The 16,975-nt window shown below is 33.2% G+C and carries 20 protein-coding genes; 4 read left to right on the top strand and 16 right to left on the bottom strand.

Annotated elements, in window-relative coordinates; translation table 11 throughout:
* Positions 1-89: 89 nt before the first annotated feature.
* From FVB9532_RS08850 to FVB9532_RS08840, 3 genes are all read right to left on the bottom strand, one after another.
* Positions 90-938, bottom strand: coding sequence for an IS3 family transposase (locus tag FVB9532_RS08850; protein WP_228482286.1), 849 nt, complete (start codon positions 936-938; stop codon positions 90-92).
* The gene (locus tag FVB9532_RS08845) at positions 884-1,342 is read right to left on the bottom strand and encodes a helix-turn-helix domain-containing protein (RefSeq protein WP_228482279.1); all 459 of its coding nucleotides are present in this window, start codon (positions 1,340-1,342) and stop codon (positions 884-886) included. Before FVB9532_RS08845 ends, FVB9532_RS08850 begins: the two co-directional genes overlap by 55 nt.
* Positions 1,343-1,613: 271 nt before the next feature.
* Positions 1,614-2,171, bottom strand: coding sequence for a hypothetical protein (locus FVB9532_RS08840; RefSeq protein ID WP_150544850.1), 558 nt, complete (start codon positions 2,169-2,171; stop codon positions 1,614-1,616).
* A 474-nt stretch (positions 2,172-2,645) separates the two neighbouring features.
* On the opposite strand from FVB9532_RS08840, the gene FVB9532_RS08835 reads away from it, so the two are divergent.
* Positions 2,646-4,223 (top strand): IS1182 family transposase, encoded by a 1,578-nt coding sequence (locus FVB9532_RS08835; protein WP_228482278.1) that lies wholly within the window; start codon positions 2,646-2,648, stop codon positions 4,221-4,223.
* An 89-nt stretch (positions 4,224-4,312) separates the two neighbouring features.
* Here FVB9532_RS08835 and FVB9532_RS08830 read toward each other — a convergent pair whose 3' ends face one another.
* The 5 genes from FVB9532_RS08830 to FVB9532_RS08810 all read right to left on the bottom strand — a co-directional run bounded on the left by FVB9532_RS08830 (position 4,313) and on the right by FVB9532_RS08810 (position 8,546).
* Complete coding sequence (locus FVB9532_RS08830; protein ID WP_150544849.1) at positions 4,313-5,224, bottom strand: DUF5655 domain-containing protein; 912 nt, start codon at positions 5,222-5,224, stop codon at positions 4,313-4,315.
* Between the two features lie 172 nt (positions 5,225-5,396).
* Positions 5,397-5,894 (bottom strand): hypothetical protein, encoded by a 498-nt coding sequence (locus FVB9532_RS08825; protein ID WP_150544848.1) that lies wholly within the window; start codon positions 5,892-5,894, stop codon positions 5,397-5,399.
* Between the two features lie 152 nt (positions 5,895-6,046).
* Entirely contained in the window at positions 6,047-7,102 is a 1,056-nt protein-coding gene (locus FVB9532_RS08820; protein WP_094998220.1) for a YbjQ family protein, read from the bottom strand.
* Between the two features lie 125 nt (positions 7,103-7,227).
* Positions 7,228-7,995: a hypothetical protein gene (locus tag FVB9532_RS08815; RefSeq protein WP_150544847.1), complete on the bottom strand. Its 768-nt coding sequence runs from the start codon at positions 7,993-7,995 to the stop codon at positions 7,228-7,230.
* Between the two features lie 161 nt (positions 7,996-8,156).
* The gene (locus tag FVB9532_RS08810; RefSeq protein WP_150544846.1) at positions 8,157-8,546 is read right to left on the bottom strand and encodes a hypothetical protein; all 390 of its coding nucleotides are present in this window, start codon (positions 8,544-8,546) and stop codon (positions 8,157-8,159) included.
* Between the two features lie 313 nt (positions 8,547-8,859).
* Between FVB9532_RS08810 and FVB9532_RS08805 the strand changes: the two genes are divergently transcribed.
* The 3 genes from FVB9532_RS08805 to FVB9532_RS08795 all read left to right on the top strand — a co-directional run bounded on the left by FVB9532_RS08805 (position 8,860) and on the right by FVB9532_RS08795 (position 11,181).
* Entirely contained in the window at positions 8,860-9,195 is a 336-nt protein-coding gene (locus FVB9532_RS08805) for an ArsR/SmtB family transcription factor (protein ID WP_150544845.1), read from the top strand.
* A 521-nt stretch (positions 9,196-9,716) separates the two neighbouring features.
* Positions 9,717-10,832: a permease gene (locus FVB9532_RS08800; RefSeq protein ID WP_150544844.1), complete on the top strand. Its 1,116-nt coding sequence runs from the start codon at positions 9,717-9,719 to the stop codon at positions 10,830-10,832.
* A 10-nt stretch (positions 10,833-10,842) separates the two neighbouring features.
* Positions 10,843-11,181: a hypothetical protein gene (locus FVB9532_RS08795; RefSeq protein WP_150544843.1), complete on the top strand. Its 339-nt coding sequence runs from the start codon at positions 10,843-10,845 to the stop codon at positions 11,179-11,181.
* A 271-nt stretch (positions 11,182-11,452) separates the two neighbouring features.
* Here the strand turns inward: FVB9532_RS08795 and FVB9532_RS19725 are convergent, their stop codons facing one another.
* From FVB9532_RS19725 to FVB9532_RS08750, 8 genes are all read right to left on the bottom strand, one after another.
* Positions 11,453-11,659, bottom strand: coding sequence for a GDCCVxC domain-containing (seleno)protein (locus FVB9532_RS19725; RefSeq protein ID WP_150544842.1), 207 nt, complete (start codon positions 11,657-11,659; stop codon positions 11,453-11,455).
* 11 nt (positions 11,660-11,670) lie between these two features.
* On the bottom strand, positions 11,671-13,017 hold the full coding sequence (locus FVB9532_RS08785; protein WP_150544841.1) for a dihydrolipoyl dehydrogenase family protein: 1,347 nt from the start codon (positions 13,015-13,017) through the stop codon (positions 11,671-11,673).
* A gap of 1 nt (position 13,018) precedes the next feature.
* Positions 13,019-13,621, bottom strand: coding sequence for a mercuric transport protein MerTP (gene merTP, locus FVB9532_RS08780; protein WP_150544840.1), 603 nt, complete (start codon positions 13,619-13,621; stop codon positions 13,019-13,021).
* Positions 13,618-13,992, bottom strand: coding sequence for an ArsR/SmtB family transcription factor (locus FVB9532_RS08775; RefSeq protein WP_009781465.1), 375 nt, complete (start codon positions 13,990-13,992; stop codon positions 13,618-13,620). Before FVB9532_RS08775 ends, merTP begins: the two co-directional genes overlap by 4 nt.
* A 293-nt stretch (positions 13,993-14,285) precedes the next feature.
* Positions 14,286-15,011 (bottom strand): superoxide dismutase, encoded by a 726-nt coding sequence (locus tag FVB9532_RS08770; RefSeq protein WP_009780324.1) that lies wholly within the window; start codon positions 15,009-15,011, stop codon positions 14,286-14,288.
* Between the two features lie 173 nt (positions 15,012-15,184).
* Positions 15,185-16,015 carry a hypothetical protein gene (locus tag FVB9532_RS08765; protein ID WP_150544839.1) on the bottom strand — a complete coding sequence of 277 codons (831 nt, stop codon included), beginning with the start codon at positions 16,013-16,015 and terminating at the stop codon, positions 15,185-15,187.
* Positions 16,016-16,161: 146 nt separating this feature from the next.
* A complete protein-coding gene (locus FVB9532_RS19465; protein ID WP_194716518.1) occupies positions 16,162-16,482 on the bottom strand; it encodes a hypothetical protein in 321 nt (106 codons plus the stop codon).
* The gene (locus FVB9532_RS08750) at positions 16,483-16,788 is read right to left on the bottom strand and encodes a hypothetical protein (protein WP_150544837.1); all 306 of its coding nucleotides are present in this window, start codon (positions 16,786-16,788) and stop codon (positions 16,483-16,485) included.
* Positions 16,789-16,975: the final 187 nt, after the last annotated feature.

The raw sequence follows: 16,975 nt of genomic DNA, 5'->3' as shown, positions 1-16,975 counted from the left end.
GTCGGAAAAAAACCAAATGTGCTGTTTGTGCGGCTGGATGTATTATACTGATATAGGTTGACTCTTTTTTGATAGTTATATTTTAAAATTTAGATGTGGAGTTGATGTAAATTTACATTATTTTTTCGATAGGATCTGTATTTGATGTTCGGATTAAGATGTACTTCAGCCGGTTTTCTCAAGTTAAGGCTAAAATGTGTTCTAAGATTATTATAAATATAGACTGCTTGTTGTGTTAACTTTTGAGCTAGTTCTTTGTTTTTAATGGTTTGTTTTAAACCGTACTCGTGTTTTAGTGTTCTGTTGATTCTTTCTGCAACTGCATTTTCGTAAGGATCGTACTGTTCTGTCATACTCATCGTGATATTATTATCTTCAGCAAACTGCGTGTATTTAGGGTTGCAGTACTGGAACCCTCTATCAGAGTGGTGAATGAGTTTTAGGTTAGGGTATTTTCTGTTTTTAATGGCCATATCGAGCGCTTTTTTACAAAGTGATGTTCTCATATGGTTATCGAGATTATATCCCATAATTTGCTTGGAATAGGCGTCTGTAACTAAAGCTAGATAGTTATGTCCGTTTTCAGTTTTAATATAGGTGATGTCACTTACCCAGAGTTGTTCAGGACGGGTGGGGACGTGGTCTTTTACAAGGTTCTTATATTTTTTGTACATATGGTTAGAGTTTGTAGTAGTGATGTAATTTTTAGTTTTGGGAACGAGAAGATTGTTAATTCTAAGGAACCTATAGAATTTATCTCTACCGATCTTGATATCAGCGTCTATGAAGTCTTGTTTTAGTTCTGCATAGAGTTTAATACCACCGGTTTTCGATCCTACTTTTTTCCGGTAGTCCTTGACCATTTTGATCATTTTAAGATGATCTATTTCTTTTTTCTGTTGTGCTTTGAGCCTTTTGTAGAAGGCTTGTTTAGATATCCCAAAACATCCATAGAGCCACTTTCTTTTATAATCGCTTTTTTCTTTTGCTCTATCTCTTTTGCTAATGTTTTGGGCAATGACTTTTTTGACATATCGACCCCTGTAATAAGTTCCATATCGGCGATAATGTCTTGTTGAAAGTCTTTTTGGAACTCCAGTTCTTCGATCTTTTCCTTTAACCTTTTGATTTCATCGTTCTTACTCATACCATTGTTTTGTTGTACTAAGGTACTGTATTTTCTTAACCAATAGGTAATAGTTGTTCTTGGGACATCATATTTTTTGGAAGCCTGATTGTTAGAAATATGTCCGGTAAGGATTTGGTCAACGACCAAAAGTTTAGTTTCTAATGTTACTTTCTGATAGCTTTTTTTTCGCCAATGTTCATTTTGTGTTTTCATAAGTGACTATAATTAATGGATTAATTTTTAGTCAACCTATTTCAGGAAAGTTCATTTCTCAAATGTGTGGTAACGTGTTTGTATATGATAAGTAGCGTGCAAGTTAGCGAGTATTTTTCCGCCATAAAACAAGCCAAATCTTTTGTATTTTGCTTTTATTTTTTCTTTTCAAAATGCCAAAGCAAAAGATTTTGCGACTTCCCAAATATACCGAAATTTTCGGTTTAGAAAGAACGCAGCTATTTATTGTATACGGTGTTAGCATACGTTTTTATTCAATCCTTTGACTTGAATTGTAATCAAATAATTCTCTAGCTTGTTGATTAATTATTGATTTAACTTCATCTTTATATTTCGTTTGATTTGCAAAAATTAAAATAGAATCAGTAGAAATTTTATTAAGAAATAAGAAGTTGTCGTAAATATTTAATATAGAATAATGTTCTATTATACCATTTTTACTAATTAATATACTATTATTATCAATAATAATTTCATATTTAGCCTTTTCTACAATTCCATTTGTAGTAATTAAAAGTTCTCCATTATTTCTAAATGTATATAAAATATTTTTTGAAAGCTCATTTGATAAAATCCAAGTACAACCCGTTAAGTATGATTTACTAATGTTTCTTTGTGCGTATTTTTTTACTTTATTATACTGAGAATTTACCATAGATTCTGAGTTTCTGATAAAACTCCCCATTTGACTATTTGATGTTTTGGCTGTATCATAACTTTTCTTTGCAGTTTTGGATACATTTAAAATTGCCCATCTAATAAATAGTATTATTGCAATAACAAAAACAGCAGTAATTATAAATTCCATAAATTTTTAAATTTTAAATTCTTCGATCTGACAAAAATGAATTAGAAATTTGGTAAGATAAAAATATCGTAAAAAATTGTAATAATAATAGCCAAGACATAAATACTTGTAAAATTGTGAAGATAGAAATAAGAATAACAGCTGTATTTCTAGTTTTTCTGCCAAATTTTGCTGCTATGATAATTGCTAAAAAAATTCCTAATTGATAAAGAAAAACTGCCATTTTATTTTTTTTTAATGTATGCTAACGTGTTTGTATATGACAAGTAGCTTGTAAATAGGAGAGAACCTTTCCGCCAAACTACAAGCCAAAACTTTTGTATTTTGTTTTTATCTTTTCTTTTCAAAAAGCCAAATCAAAAGATTTGGCGACTAACCAAATATACCAAAATTTCCTGTTTATAAAAGACGAAGCTATTTGTTATATACGTTGTGCTTGTTGCACAATTTACTAAAAAAGATTAATTTCATGGTATGCAAGGAAAAAAAGTATATCAAGAGCAGTTATTCAACAGTTTTCAGTTGAGTGAACGGGTACCGGCCACTAATTTCTACCGCCGATTGAAAGAAGCCTTAAACTTAGATTTTCTCTATGATCTTACTCGAGGTTTTTACGGCAGCAGCGGTCAAAAGAGTATAGATCCTGTAGTGTTCTTTAAACTCTGTCTGGTGGGCTATTTAGAGAATATCATCAGCGACCGCAAGCTTATCGAACATTGCAGTATGCGATTGGATATTCTCTATTTCATTGGTTATGATATTGATGAGGAGCTACCTTGGCACTCCACTATCAGTCGAACACGACAATTATTTCCGGAAGATGTGTTTGAGTCTGTATTTACAAAGGTATTCAGCCTTTGCGTAGAAGCCGGGATGGTGAGTGGTCATACTCAAGCTATTGATAGTGCCCCGGTAAAGGCCAACGCTTCGATGGACACTCTGGAACTAAAAGTACCTGAAGAGGAGTTAGAATCTCATTTGCGCAGAGTTCGTCATATTAGTGCGATGGATAAAGATCAGCCATTTCGTAAGAGTAAGGGTGATAAATCAGACAAGGGTCAACGCAGCATAACGGCTAATGAACAGGAACTACAGGCGATCTCTAGTCGCAACAAGCGTTGGAGCAAAGATCAGGATCAGCGACCGGGGTCAGGAAATAAAGGCAGTAAATATACCAGTAATAAAACGCATTACAGTCCTACCGATCCTGATGCCCGTATCAGTGTCAAGCCCGGTAAGGCCAGAAAGCTCAATTACCTGAGTCAGCTAAGTGTAGATACCGGTCATCACGTGATTACCGACATTAGGGCTTACCACGCTGATGGTAAAGACAATCAGCAATTGCCTGATATAGTTAAGCGCGTAAAGCGCCGCCTGTGGCAGCAGGGATTAGTTTGGGAGAATTGTGTAGCCGACACCGGATATAGCTCAGGAGAGAACTACGCATTTTTAGAGGCACAGGGTCTTAAAAGTTTTATACCTGCTCACGGTACTTTTAAAGGCGGTCCTGATGGATTTAGATATGTTGAAGACCAAGATCATTACCTGTGCCCACAAGGTAAGATCATCCCCTTCACCAAGGAGTTTAACGATTACAGAACCGGAACTCGAAAGAAGGAATACCGCTGTCGCAAGCACGTGTGTATCGATTGTCCTATACGCAGCAGCTGTCTGGGAAAAAGCGCACAGGAAAAGAAGTTCAGTGTTACCTATTACCGAGCAGAATATCAGCGCAACATCGCCCGGGTAGAAAGCCCACAGGGCAGATATATGAAAGGCAAACGGCAAAGCACGGTAGAACCTGTTTTTGGCACACTCACTCAGTTTGTTGGACTGCGTAAAGTAAACACCATAGGTTTAAGGCAAGCTAACAAGTGTATGCAGCTCTCAGCTATAGCCTACAACCTCAAAAAATACCTCAAATTCACTCAAAACCGGGTGAAAAGTGGAGCAGGAATGTTCGCCTTGTTTTTAAATTTCACAATGACCTTAAATCAGGGGTATACGTCCATTTTAAAAACAGTTCATTTTGCTAATTTGCAAAGGGTATAAAACCAAAGAACCTCTTAAAAGCGATTTAAATAAGTGAGATTTTCTAAGAATTAAAGGCTTGTGCAACGGTTACCATTGTTGGCATTTCGTTATTTTTTATTTTTCTTAATCGACTGTTTAATTAGACTTAAAATATATTCTAAATCCTCGTCCGAATTTATTTGTAATTCATAATCTCCATTTCCCCAGTGTCCTGTTGAAGAAACGTCTCTTGTAATTCCTTTCGGGTCGTCAAGTTCTCCAATTGTCATATTAATCCACATTTTCAATGCTTTCCTTTGTGGATGAATATCTACTACGTTTCTACCTGAAACAAAAGCGATATATTTCTTTTTTGGTTTAATCTCAATATTGTCAAAATTCAGAATTGCGTTTTTCATTTTCTCGTACAATTCCTTAATTTCCTCACTTGCGTTTTCTAAATGTTCTTGCTCCGAGTAAACTTTTATTTCTTTTGCAACATTGTCAATTGTTTGGTCAGTTTTAGAAATTGTTTTTATACTCTCTTGAGCTCCTGACTTTTGTATTTGCTCAAACGAAACTGTATTATTTTCAAATCTTTTTACTTCCCATAATTCGATTGGCAAATCTTTAAAGTTAATTGCCTCACGTTGGTAGTTCGTAAATGCTGGTGAAACGAACAAAACCCTTGATTGAGACCAATCTACGTCATTCCGTTTGAGTGTTTTGTCAAGATTTTCATTGAATTCTAAAATGAAGTCGGCTTTGTTGTTTAGCATTAAAGACAAGTAGGCATATCCTTGGTCAATTACGCTGAAATTTTTATCTCGTTTGTACTCAATTATCACAAAAGCGTTTGCTTCTTTGTCGAATGCAAGAGTGTCAATTCGGAAGTTGTTTAGAGAAAATTCAGATTTAACAAAGTCAAGTCCGAGAATTGTCTTTAGATTACTTTCGGTCAATTCTTGAATCTCTTTTTCAAGTCGGAAAGGTTTTTCCTTTATATATTCTAAAGACTTTTCAATTTTAAATAATGCCATTTATTTTCTTGATTTTCGTTTTTTCATAATGAATGCCAACGTTTAGTATAACCGCAGTTACGGGTTGATGAGCGTTAATTTTCGGTTTATCAATGACTTTAGCAATTACGCGTGGATTCGGACGTAGTCGAATCCGCCGTAATTGCGGTTATACATTGTTGTAGCACGTTTTTTATTCATTTATTAGTTCAGTCGTAACTCTCTTTAATAGTTCTAAATATTCATTGAAATCACTTTCTTGTATTAAAGATGGTCTATATTGTTCAGGCGGAAAATGAGAAAGAGCATTTCGTAACTTTCCCCATTCAAGTAATTCATTATAATCCTCTTGATTTATCTTATTTGAAACTTTTCTGGTATAATCTATTTTTGATTTTAATCCAAGCATATTCTTTTCAGGAAAATATTCCTGTTTTAAAATCCCCTCAAATATTCCTTGTAAGCGCCAAATTCCAAAATGCCAGATAAATAAATTGTCGATATAAGCGTAATAATTTAAGTCCGAAATTGCTTCAGAGTCAATTTTTTGCGCTTCTAATTCTTTTCCTTTGATTACAATCTGCTTATTCCTATCCTCAATTAATTCATTGATTAATCTTTTCGTATAGTCGTAGTCAGAAATTGATAATCCGTATGTATGCCAATCTGTATTTTTAAGTTCTTCTCTCACTAAATATGTCGGTTTCTCAAATGTGCTACAACGTTTATGTATAAGGAAAGTTGCGTGTTTGTGTGCGAGGATTTTCCGAAGGAAAATCAGAAGCTAGCAAACGAGCAACTAACTTTGGTTTAGCTAAAAATAGCAATTTTTTTTATACGGTGTTAGGCAAAGTTTTTTTCTAAAATTTCTAATCGGTGTTTTAAATTTTCTTTTATTTCTTTCAAATTAATGTTAGAGTTTTTAAGTCCGTGAATATCTTTATTACAGCCTCTGCAAATTTCTCGTTCTAAACTGTTTTCTTTTCCACATTCGCATTTCCAAACCTCAATGTCTTTTCTTGTCAAATTGTCTAAAGTTTGGTAAAACTCAACTTTAACAGGAAACTTATTTTCCAATTTATCAATAGTTTCTTTAATTGTTTTTATGTCCGATTTGAAATAAGTCCTTTTATGAACTCCAGATATTAAAGCTCCAATATTATTAAGATTTTCATTGTCGCTCGATAGTAACGAAAGGTTTTTGTCAAAGTCAACCAAGTTTAATTCTTTGATAATGCTCAAAACTGGTTTGAAATCTTTTTCTCCATTATTTTCTATAAATGTAAATATTTCTTTAGTTGCTAATTCTCTATCTATATTTTCAAAAAATGCGTTTAAATTATCTTTAAACTCGATTGAGTTTGGGTTTTCGGTCAGTTTGTTTAAGAGAAAAGGGCTTAATTCTGAAATTTGATTTTCTATTATTAATTTCCAATTGTTTTCGCTTAAATTTAGATTGTCGTTTTCTGCACTTTTTAGAAGTTTAGTTTTCAGTTCAAGTTGTTCAAAAGCTTCTAAATCTATTGACGTTGAGTTATTTATTATTTCTTTATTTTTTCCGGCAACTCGAACAGCAGTTCCCATTGCTGTAACCATTAACATTGATTTTCCTTGAGCAGCAATTTCGTCGTTTTCAATGGTCAGTCCGATAACGTAGTTTGCTTTTAAATAATGAGCACGTTTTTTTAATTCGTAAATGGCTTGTTGATTTATTTTTTCTAATGACTTTGTGTAAGTATTTGATTTTCCGCCAAAAATATCTCGAAAACCCGATAAAAAATCTTTAAAAAAATTCATACCGATGACAATACTGACCGAAATCGGTTCAATATATTCTTCAATTTCAACATTTTGAAGTGAAGAAGTTGTCGTTACTTTTATGTGTTTAAAGTGTTCCATTTAAATTTTGCCTAACGTGTTTGTATAAGATTAGTTGCGTTGTTTAAGCAACTAATTTAGCAAATACAAACCGAATAGAAAATCCGCGAGGATTTTCGTAAGTATGCTTGTAGTAGCAATTAATTTTATACGTTGTTGGCAACTGGTTTTTTTTCATAGATTAATCTTTTTCCACAAGATTCGATTGAGCCAATTCCTCTTTGGAAACATTCTGACAGTAATTCAAGGTCATTCGTATATTCCATTGCTTTTTCGAGTAATTCTTTTTCTTTATCTGTCCAACTTTCGTAGGCTCTAAAGTGTCTTACTCTTGCATTAACAATATATTCCGATAAATCCTCTGTTTTTAAAATTCCGATTTCGTTTATTTTGTTTTTTAATTGTTCAATCGCTTTTTCTGTCAGATTGTTAAATTTATCTTTTTGGAAAAAGTCAATATCTTTCCAAGGTTGCGGTTTTCTTTCTTTTTTTACTTTTCCGTGAAGTGAATAACCGTTTTCAATTAAATAATGCTTAAAAAATTTATGTAAATCTTGTTTCGTGTAGTAGCCAAAATATTTTCCGTACAATTCATTTGAGTTCAAAATCGGAAATTCAAACTCTTTAGATTTCAAGAAGAAATGAGTTAAACGACTATAAGTTGGATTATATTCAACACTTTGAAATAGTTTAATCGTTTTGTCAATTTCCTCTTTAGTTATATTTAATTCAGTTTTTTGAGGTTGGTTTTCAGTCGAGCGATTAATTCTTTCCAATTCGGAAATTGCTTTTTCCAATGCTCGTATTACATCTCTTTCATTTAAGACACTATCATTTTCAATCAATTCGCCTGTTTGCGGTGAACATCCTGAAGCCAATGCTTCTAAAATTTCTATTGCTCTGTCAATTTTCATAATGTTGCTCTAAACTTGTTGCCAACGGTCTCGTATAACCGTCAGTTACGGGTTAATATGCGTTAATTTTCGGTTTGGCACTGACGTTAGCAATTCTGAGTGGATTCGGACGTAGTCGAATCCGCCGTAATTGCGGTTATACATTGTTGTAAAACGTTTTTTTAACTCCATTCTACATTCAGTTTTTCCAATTCCGCATTTAATTCAGCGAGTGAATTCGGGTCAATTATTTGCGTATTGATAGTTAATTCTTTTTTGTCAGTTTTTAGGATATAGTCTCCTGCAAACTTTTTAATCCGTTTTATTTCAGTCAGATTTAGTTTTTTTCCAAATGGGCTATTAATTTTTATAATTCCATTTTCGATGGTGAGATATTTATTCTGTCGCTGATAAAAGTATCCAATCAAATACATTGCAGAAATTACAATCCAACCATAGTCAGTCCAGTTTGGTTCATCTTTTGTTAGAATTCCGATAAAAAACCAAACGAGCCAAATCAGTCCGAAAATCAGATTGATATTCATATGCTTTTTTTTATATCCTATTCTCATTTTTGGTCAAAATGTTTTACAACGTTTGCGGTAAGTGTAGTAGCACTAATTAAAGCGCAAAAGCCTACCTGTTTCCAATTAATTTTAATGAATATAACAATATTTCATGAAACCCATACAGCTATTACATTTACCGCTTGTTATACACTGGCATTTGTTACCTTCTGTTATAAAACTTTTAGTCTATGCACTTTCTCTGCTCTTTTATGATTTTTCATTTTTTTTAGATAAAAACTAATAAATTAAAAAGTTTTTATATATTTGCATCGCTTTCTATATGCGCATTAACGCATATGTTTATTGTATTGAAAAGATGGATGAATGCATTAAAGTATTTAAAGCCTTATCGGATACCAAAAGATTAAAAATCATTTGGTTGCTTACAAATATTGATGAAAAAGTTTGTGTTTCAGAAATTGTTGAGGTACTGGATGAGTACCAGTATAATGTATCTCGACATTTAAGGATATTAAAGGAGGCGAATTTAATTTCGGATGTGGGAGATGGTAAATGGGTTTATTATAATTTAACTCCAATTACCAGTGAATTTAGGCACTTGGTTCAAGAAGCTATAAAAGCAATGCCTACCGCACAAATGAAAAAGGAAATAAATAAATGTAAATCACTACTGGCTAAGCGTGATAATTAAAGAGAATAATCAACATATTTCTTAGCCATTGGGAAAAATATGTAATTGAATTTTACGAACATAACATATGTGGATAAATGCATATGTATTACTAATATTTGGAATGAATATTATGAATGAAAAAAAATATAATGGATTTTGGTAATTGTTTTAAGAGGTTGTACGAGTAATAAGGATAGAACACATAAAAAACCAAAATTAAATTGTTACTAACTAAGCATATGAATTCAAGAATGAACGAACTAATCATTTTTATAGGGATGGGAAAATAAGCAAAAGGTTTTTTTTTACCACAACATATGTAGATAAGCGCATGTGTATTACTAATATTTAAAATAAATATCATGACAAAAAAATAAGAAAATGGATTAAATTAATTTTTTCAAAAAAACTTGAAAGAAGGATTTAAAGTGTAAATGAATAAGTAGATGATTATCAGATAGACGTGATAATTATAAATAGAATTAGTTGATTAAAAAATAAATAGGAATAGTTTTTTTACAAATTTAAGAATAAATATCATGAACGAAAAATTAAGTTTAGCATTAGATGAGTTTTTACATGTAGGTGTAGGTTTAGTAATTATTATTGCATTGGTATCGGTTGTTACTGGTTTAATAAGAGCCTTTGTTCCACTAGAGAAACTTCAGAAGAGATTATCAAAAACAGGTAAGTTTGGTGGCTTAATGGGGGCATTGCTAGGTCTTCCCACACCATTTTGTAGTGCCTCTATGGTTCCAGTATCAATGGGGATGGTAGAGATGGGAGCACCATTTGCTATGGTTTTTTCTTTTTTACTTTCAGCGCCATTGGCAAATTTTGTTGTGGTAGGTTTTATTTTTGGTGTTTTTGGGTGGAAAGTTGCATTGGTTTACTTTCTCATTGTTTTTATCGGTTCGGTTTTATTCGGAACTCTTTTTGGAAAAACATCGATTAAGAATGAAGTTAAAAGAATCAACCTAGATTCCAAAGACACTAATGTTGAAGATTCATCTCAACAGGTTGTAAGTTGTGGAACTTCATCAAATAATAATTCATCTCAACAAGTTGCAAGTTGCGGTACTTCATCAAATAATAATTCATCTCAACAAGTTGCAAGTTGCGGTACTTCATCAAATAATAATTCATCTCAACAAGTTGCAAGTTGCGGTACTTCATCAAATAATAATTCATCTCAACAAGTTGCAAGTTGCGGTACTTCATCAAATAGCGTATGTGGTGAATCTAATCCGAAATTGAATGAGGCATTTTCGTTTGGTTGGGCATTGTTCAAACGTATACTTCCATATGTTTTAATTGGGGCGGTTATAAGTGCTGCTTTAGTAGCATTTGTGCCAGATACTTGGATTCAAAAATATCTAGGAAATGATAGTCCACTTGCTATCCCTATTGCGGCAGGAATTGGTGTTCCTCTATATCTGCGAATTGAGATGGCTATTCCTATATTAAAAGCACTTATTGTGAAAGGTATGAGTATGGGCGCGGCAATTGCTTTAATAATTGGCGGAACGGGTGCTAGTTTACCTGAAATAGCACTCATCTCTTCAATGTTAAAACCAAAAGCAATAATGGCATTTATTCTTTCGGTTATGACAATGGCGATTGTTGGAGGTTTTATCTTTTACTTTTTCTTTTAAAGTGAAATTTATGAGATCTTTTAAAAATATTATTAACTTCCTTTTCAAAGCTTGTCCTTATTCTTTTATAGGAAGAAAATGTTTTGACGCAGTTAAGGGAAAGACTAGATCACATACCAATAAAAACTTGAATGACAGAATTCTGTCATTCAAGTTAGGTATAAAAACAGGACGTAATATTATATTGATTGGAGTATTTTGCCCTATTCTTTGGTATTCAATTTTATCAGGAGCAAATAAAAAGTTTATAGAACTTAATTTAATACACTCTGCAATTATTGTAGGTTTAGGTCTTTTAGTTATGCTTGTTAATTATATCGCATTATTCAATTATCGAAGAACAATCTAAAAGTGTTCGTTTTGCTTGTGTATAACGGTCTTGTATATGAAAAGTAGCGGATTTTACGCACGAACTTTTCGGTTAGACGCAGACCTTAAATTTATAAAATTCATTTCGATTTAGCATCTAAACCGCTATTTTTTATATACGTTGTTACCCACTGGCTTTATTCCGTTTAGCTTGGTTTTCAGCGTTGGCAAAGACATACTCTTTTGCAATTTTTGGTTTATGTGTCGGCTGGCGTGAATTGCAAATGTGTATGGCTTTTAGCGTTGGCTTTTTAGCAACAACTGTTATTTTCTTGAATTGGCGGACAAGGTACAGTTCCGTATGAACAATAAACACAACAATCTCCTTCGATTGGTTTTAGAACCGTTTTACAATTCTCACACTCGTAAAAGAATTGACAAGCGTTTGTTGGCATATCTTCTACTTTTTTATGTCCGCAGTCTGGACAGGTAATTTCTGATTTTAATATAGTTTCCATTGAATTTTTTATTAAAGCATATGTGGTATGTCCGAAGCCAATGTTGGATATGAGAAAATCATTGTTCTAATATCATTAACCCTCATCTTTGTTTTTATGGCCATTGCAAAGAGATTTATTGTTTCCTCTGTATGTGGTCCTATTAAATGAGCTCCCAAAATAGTTTGGGTTTCTTTGTCAATTATCGTTTTGAACGCATATTCTTTTACATTCAAGCGTTTTGCATTGAACCAATTGCCAACCTCCGTACAATTAATACTAATATTGTAATTCATCTCTTTCGCTTTCCTTTCAGTATATCCAACGGAAGCCATAGTAGGTAAAGTAAAAACCACCGTTGGCATTGGTGGATAACTTATTTCTTTAGAATTGCCTTTTATTATATTTGAAGCAACCGTATGACCTTCCAAAACTGCAACTGGTGTTAATGGCAAGCCTTCTGAATCTGCGGCATCGCCCGCTGAATAAATATATGGGTTTGAAGTACTTTGAAGGTATTTGTCTACCGTAATACCATTTTTAGTAAATGCTATTTTGGCTTTGTCCAAATCCAAATCAAATATTGCAGGCGGACGTCCTGCAGAATTAAAAACAGCTTCTGCTTCAAAATATTCCGTTTTCTCTGCGGATTTACCCTTCACTCGATACTGGCTATCCACTTTCTCAATTGCTGTAACATCTGTATTAAGAATGAGTTTTATCCCTAACTCTTTTGTGGCAGAAACAAGATGTTTTACAATATCCTGTTCAAAATTTTCCAAGGGGTTTTCTCCACGATGTACAATAGTAACTTCTGCTCCACATCGAGCTGCTATATGTGCAAACTCAAAAGCAATATATCCACCACCAATAAATAATAATGATTTCGGCAATCTTTCTAAATTCAAGAAATCGGTACTGGATTTGGCATAATGACCACCTTCAAATTCTAAAACTCTTGGCTTGGCACCCGATGCGATTACAATTTTGTCTGCCTTTATTCTGTCGTTTCCAACTTCTAATGTGTTTTCTGATAGAAACTTTGTTGAACTATGAAAGGTATCTATGCCGTTCTTTTTATATCCTTTTTCAATTTTTGGTGGCATTTCATCCACAAAAGATTGTTTAAAGTCCATTATGTCCTTCCAATTTACTATAGGTATGGTGTCAATGCCGATACCTTTAAGTCTTTTGGCAAAGTCTCGTACTTCCGTAGCGCCTATAATTACTTTTTTTGGGTCACAACCTCTCAATGCACAAGTGCCACCGTAAGGTAATTCATCCGTTATCCCGACTTTCAGGCCTTTTGAGGCACATTTATTGGCGATGGTCATTCCTGCCATTCCCGAACCAATTATAAATACATCATATTCTTTCATACTAATTGATTTCTTTTTTGTCGGTTACTTTATAACCTGTTGATTTAATTGCTTTTTCGATTTCCTTTTCGTTGGTTTTAGTTTTGTCAAATTCAATGATTGCATTTCCATTTTCGTAGGACGGTTTTGAGTTTACAATTCCGTTGAGTTTATTTACTTCGTGATTTACGTGTTCTTCGCAACTCGCACAGGTCATTCCGCTGATTTTAAATTCAGTTGTTTTAATGTCCGATTTGTCAAATACAATGATTTGCTTTTCTGTGTTTGGGTAAAAAATTCCTGAATAATATGGGAAAGACAACATTACAATCGCAAATACGGTCACAATTCCTAAAAACTTTTTCGATTGAATAAATTTTGGTTTTTCGTCCGTCTCACAATCACAGTCGATTTCTTTTTGAGGTTTAAGTTTTTGATACCAAGCAAAGCCAAGAACTAAAATTGTCAGACCAATTAAATAAGGTCTAAAAGGTTCAATCCAAGAAAATGTTGAAGCAATTCCGCTTGTTCCTGCGATTAGAGCCAAAACTGGCGTAATACAACATAATGAAGCTGTAATAGCAGTTAACAAACCTGCACCAATTAATTTGTTTTCGCTTTTCATATTGTTTCTAAAATTTTGTTTTTGTCAAGTATCTCAAAAAATGGGTTCAATAATTTTTCGTATTCAGCCGTAAGTGAGTAAAAAATCGTTTGGGCTTCTCTATCGGTTTCCAATAGATTTCGGTCTTTCATTTTTCTCAAATGTTGAGAGATTGCTGAAATGTTCATTCCGAGAATATCGCTTAAATCACAAACACAAAGTCTTTTTTCCTCAAAGAGTAGATAAAGTATTTTCAGTCGAACGCTGTTTCCGACTAATGAAAGTCCGTTAGCCAAATAGTCGAACGATTCGTTTAAGTCCGAAACTGTGTCTTTGCAACGATTTATTTGTTCAATATCGGCTTGTTGTCTTATGCAAGAATTATTTTCCATAAAACAAAGTTACGATTATTTCTTATTTAAGCAAATACTTAAATATAATATTTGAAGCTTTGGCAAAAAAAAGCTCTTTTATTTTTTTTGAGCGTTGGCTTTTTTGCGGTGGGAAAAAATAAATGTGCTGTTTGTGCGGCTGGTTTTCAGCTTGTGGGTAACGGCTCCGGCTATGAGTAGTTGCGTGGTTTAGCACTTAACTTTGCAAGTACACACCAAACTGAAAATCCGTGAGGATTTTCAGAAGTAGGCGAGAACAAGCAATTACTTATAGCCATTGTTGGCAGTAGTGTTTATTTTGTCAGTCGTTTTGCTGTCATAAATCGGTCAGCTACATTGTCCCAATTGATAATTTCAAGAACTGTATCAACAAAATCGGCTCTTTTATTTTTGTATTTCAAATAATAGGCGTGTTCCCAAACATCAATCACCAAAATCGGAACAACTCCCCATTGTGTTAATTTTTGATGATTTTCGCATTGTAACAATGTCAAGCTATCCGAATAAGGTTGGTAACCCAAAATACCCCAACCGCTTCCTTCTACAGTTTTTGATATTTTCCCGATATAGCTTTTCAGTTTGTCAAATGAACCGAAATCCTTTTCTATCTGTTTTAAGAGTTCAGTTTTGGGTTCAGTTTTTTTATTCGTTAAGTTCGTCCAAAAGATGGAATGAAGCACGTGGCTTGAAAAGTGGTAAGCTAACTTTCGGGTCCACAAATCCACTTGGTCTAAATCGCCCGATTTTAGATGTTCCTTAATTTTAATCAAATCTGTGTTTGCCCCTTTTACTGCTCCACCGTGATGAAATTCAAAGTGCAGATGTAAGGTTTCTTCATCCATATGTGGCTCCAAAAAAGTTTTATTGTATGGAAGTGATTTTTGAATGAAATTTCCATTACTGTCCACTAATCTGTCAATTCCGTTTTCCGTTACATTTTGTGAAAAAACGTTGTTCATTGGTAGGATTGTCGCTCCACCTAAAATTGCCGTGTTTCTTAAAAATTCTTTTCTGTCCATATTTATACTTTTTTCAATTTATCTCGTTTTTCCACATTACTGCCAACGTGATTGTGTATTGCTCGTTGCGGAAAATCATAGCTGATTTTCCGCCGTAACGGAAAGATAGCAAATTGCAATGAATTCCGATTAGGAATTCAGCCGCAATGAGCTATACACGTTGTTGTACAACGTTATTTATAATATTCGATTTTTCTTTCCCATACAAAACCTAACTCTCCATTCGAATACCTTTTTTTAGTTATCCAATTTCCTTGTTTGTCATAATTGTATTCCCAATTATTCCAATGTTTTTGTGTTCCATCTTTATCGTACCAATATTGTGTTAAGATATTGTTTCGCTCATCATATGTAGAAATAAATTTTGTGTAATCACCATTAGATTTAAACAATTCAGATTCTATTTCATTTCCATTTGAATCATATTTGTAAGTTCGAGTGTCTTTTACAGTTCCATCGGAATTATATTTTATTTTTTTTATCATCTCATTTTTAGAATTATATTCTAATTCTGTTTTAAAGACTTTATCTGATTTAGGGTTACTTCCAATTCTTGATGTTACATTTCCGTTTATATCATATTCGTTTTTTTGTAAATAAACCAATTCATTTTCGGTGTTATAATTTTTAAACTCTGTAACATTTCCATTATCGTCAATTGTTGTCGTATAATATTTTTTCACGTTTCCTTTTGAATCGTAGATTGTTCCTTTTAATGGATTTCCACTTTCGTCTTTTTGAATTTTGGTAACTTCATAAATATTGCCTTCGCCATCGTATTGACCATATTCAATTATCTTTTCATTATCATCATACACGTCATATCTTTCGAGATGGTCATCTTTAAACACAGAATCTCGTGGCATTTCTGCAGTCCTTTTTGCGTTGTATGATGCCTGAATAGTTTTCTTGATTTTTTGACTCTTTTCCGCACTTTGAGCACGAATAATAGAAGTTGAGCAAATTAATGCTAATGTGAATAAAAGTATGTTTTTCGTTTTCATTTTTTAATGTTGTACAACGGTCTCGGCTATGAGTAGTTGCGTGGGTTAGCACTTAACTTTGCAAGTACACACCAAGCTGAAAATCCGCGAGGATTTTCAGAAGTAGGCGAGAACAAGCAATTACTTATAGCCATTGTTGTACACAGTTATTTTTTAGTTAATAATGATTTCATCTTGTCAATCAAATTGAGAGATAAATGCTTTGGCTCTCCGAACTTGAGTTTTATTCCAAATGTGTTTTCTAAATCTCTCATTCTTTGTTCAGAACACTTAATTTCTCCTTCAAACCAATTGTCCCAAGCAAAAAGAATTTTCTCTCCTTTTTGAGCTAATTCGTAAAGGTCAAAATCGATTCCTTTATCAAATTGATTGTATTCGGTAGCTACTTCCCATCCATCTTTTTTTAGAGTTTCTATTATGGAATACCAAATTTTAGTTTCAACGCTTGTCGCAATTAGTTTTTTCATTTAAATTCCATTTTCTTTAAAAGACTTATTGAAATCCCGAACTCTTTTATTGTTATCCATAGATTCTCGATTTTCATATTCCGCCCACCACATTACGTCTCTTGGGTCACCTTTTGCAGATTCTAAAAATGATTTAAAACTTTCAATTCCATTGTCAGCTAAAAAAATCACACAGCGAATAATTCTGTCCGAATTCAAATAGTCATATTTCGTCAGATATTCTGTCAAAACTTTATTCGCAGTATCGTACTCCGAGGTAAATCGGATTTTCATTTCTTCGACTATATCTTTTGAGAGTTCTTTCAATTTTTCTATTCAGCGAAATGCTCGTCTTTAATTGTGTACAACGTATTTGTATATGACAAGTAGCGTGCAAGTTAGCGATTATTTTTCGGCTAAAAACAAGCCAAATTTTTTGTATTTTGCTTTTACCTTTTTTGTTCAAATGCCAAATCAAAAGATTTGGCGACTTTGTAAAGATACCAAAATTTTC

The sequence above is a fragment of the Mesonia oceanica genome (genome assembly GCF_902499555.1).
GTDB classification, from domain to species: domain Bacteria; phylum Bacteroidota; class Bacteroidia; order Flavobacteriales; family Flavobacteriaceae; genus Mesonia; species Mesonia oceanica.
Note: the sequence above shows the minus strand (reverse complement) of the source record. Positions and strands in the feature narration are given on the sequence as shown.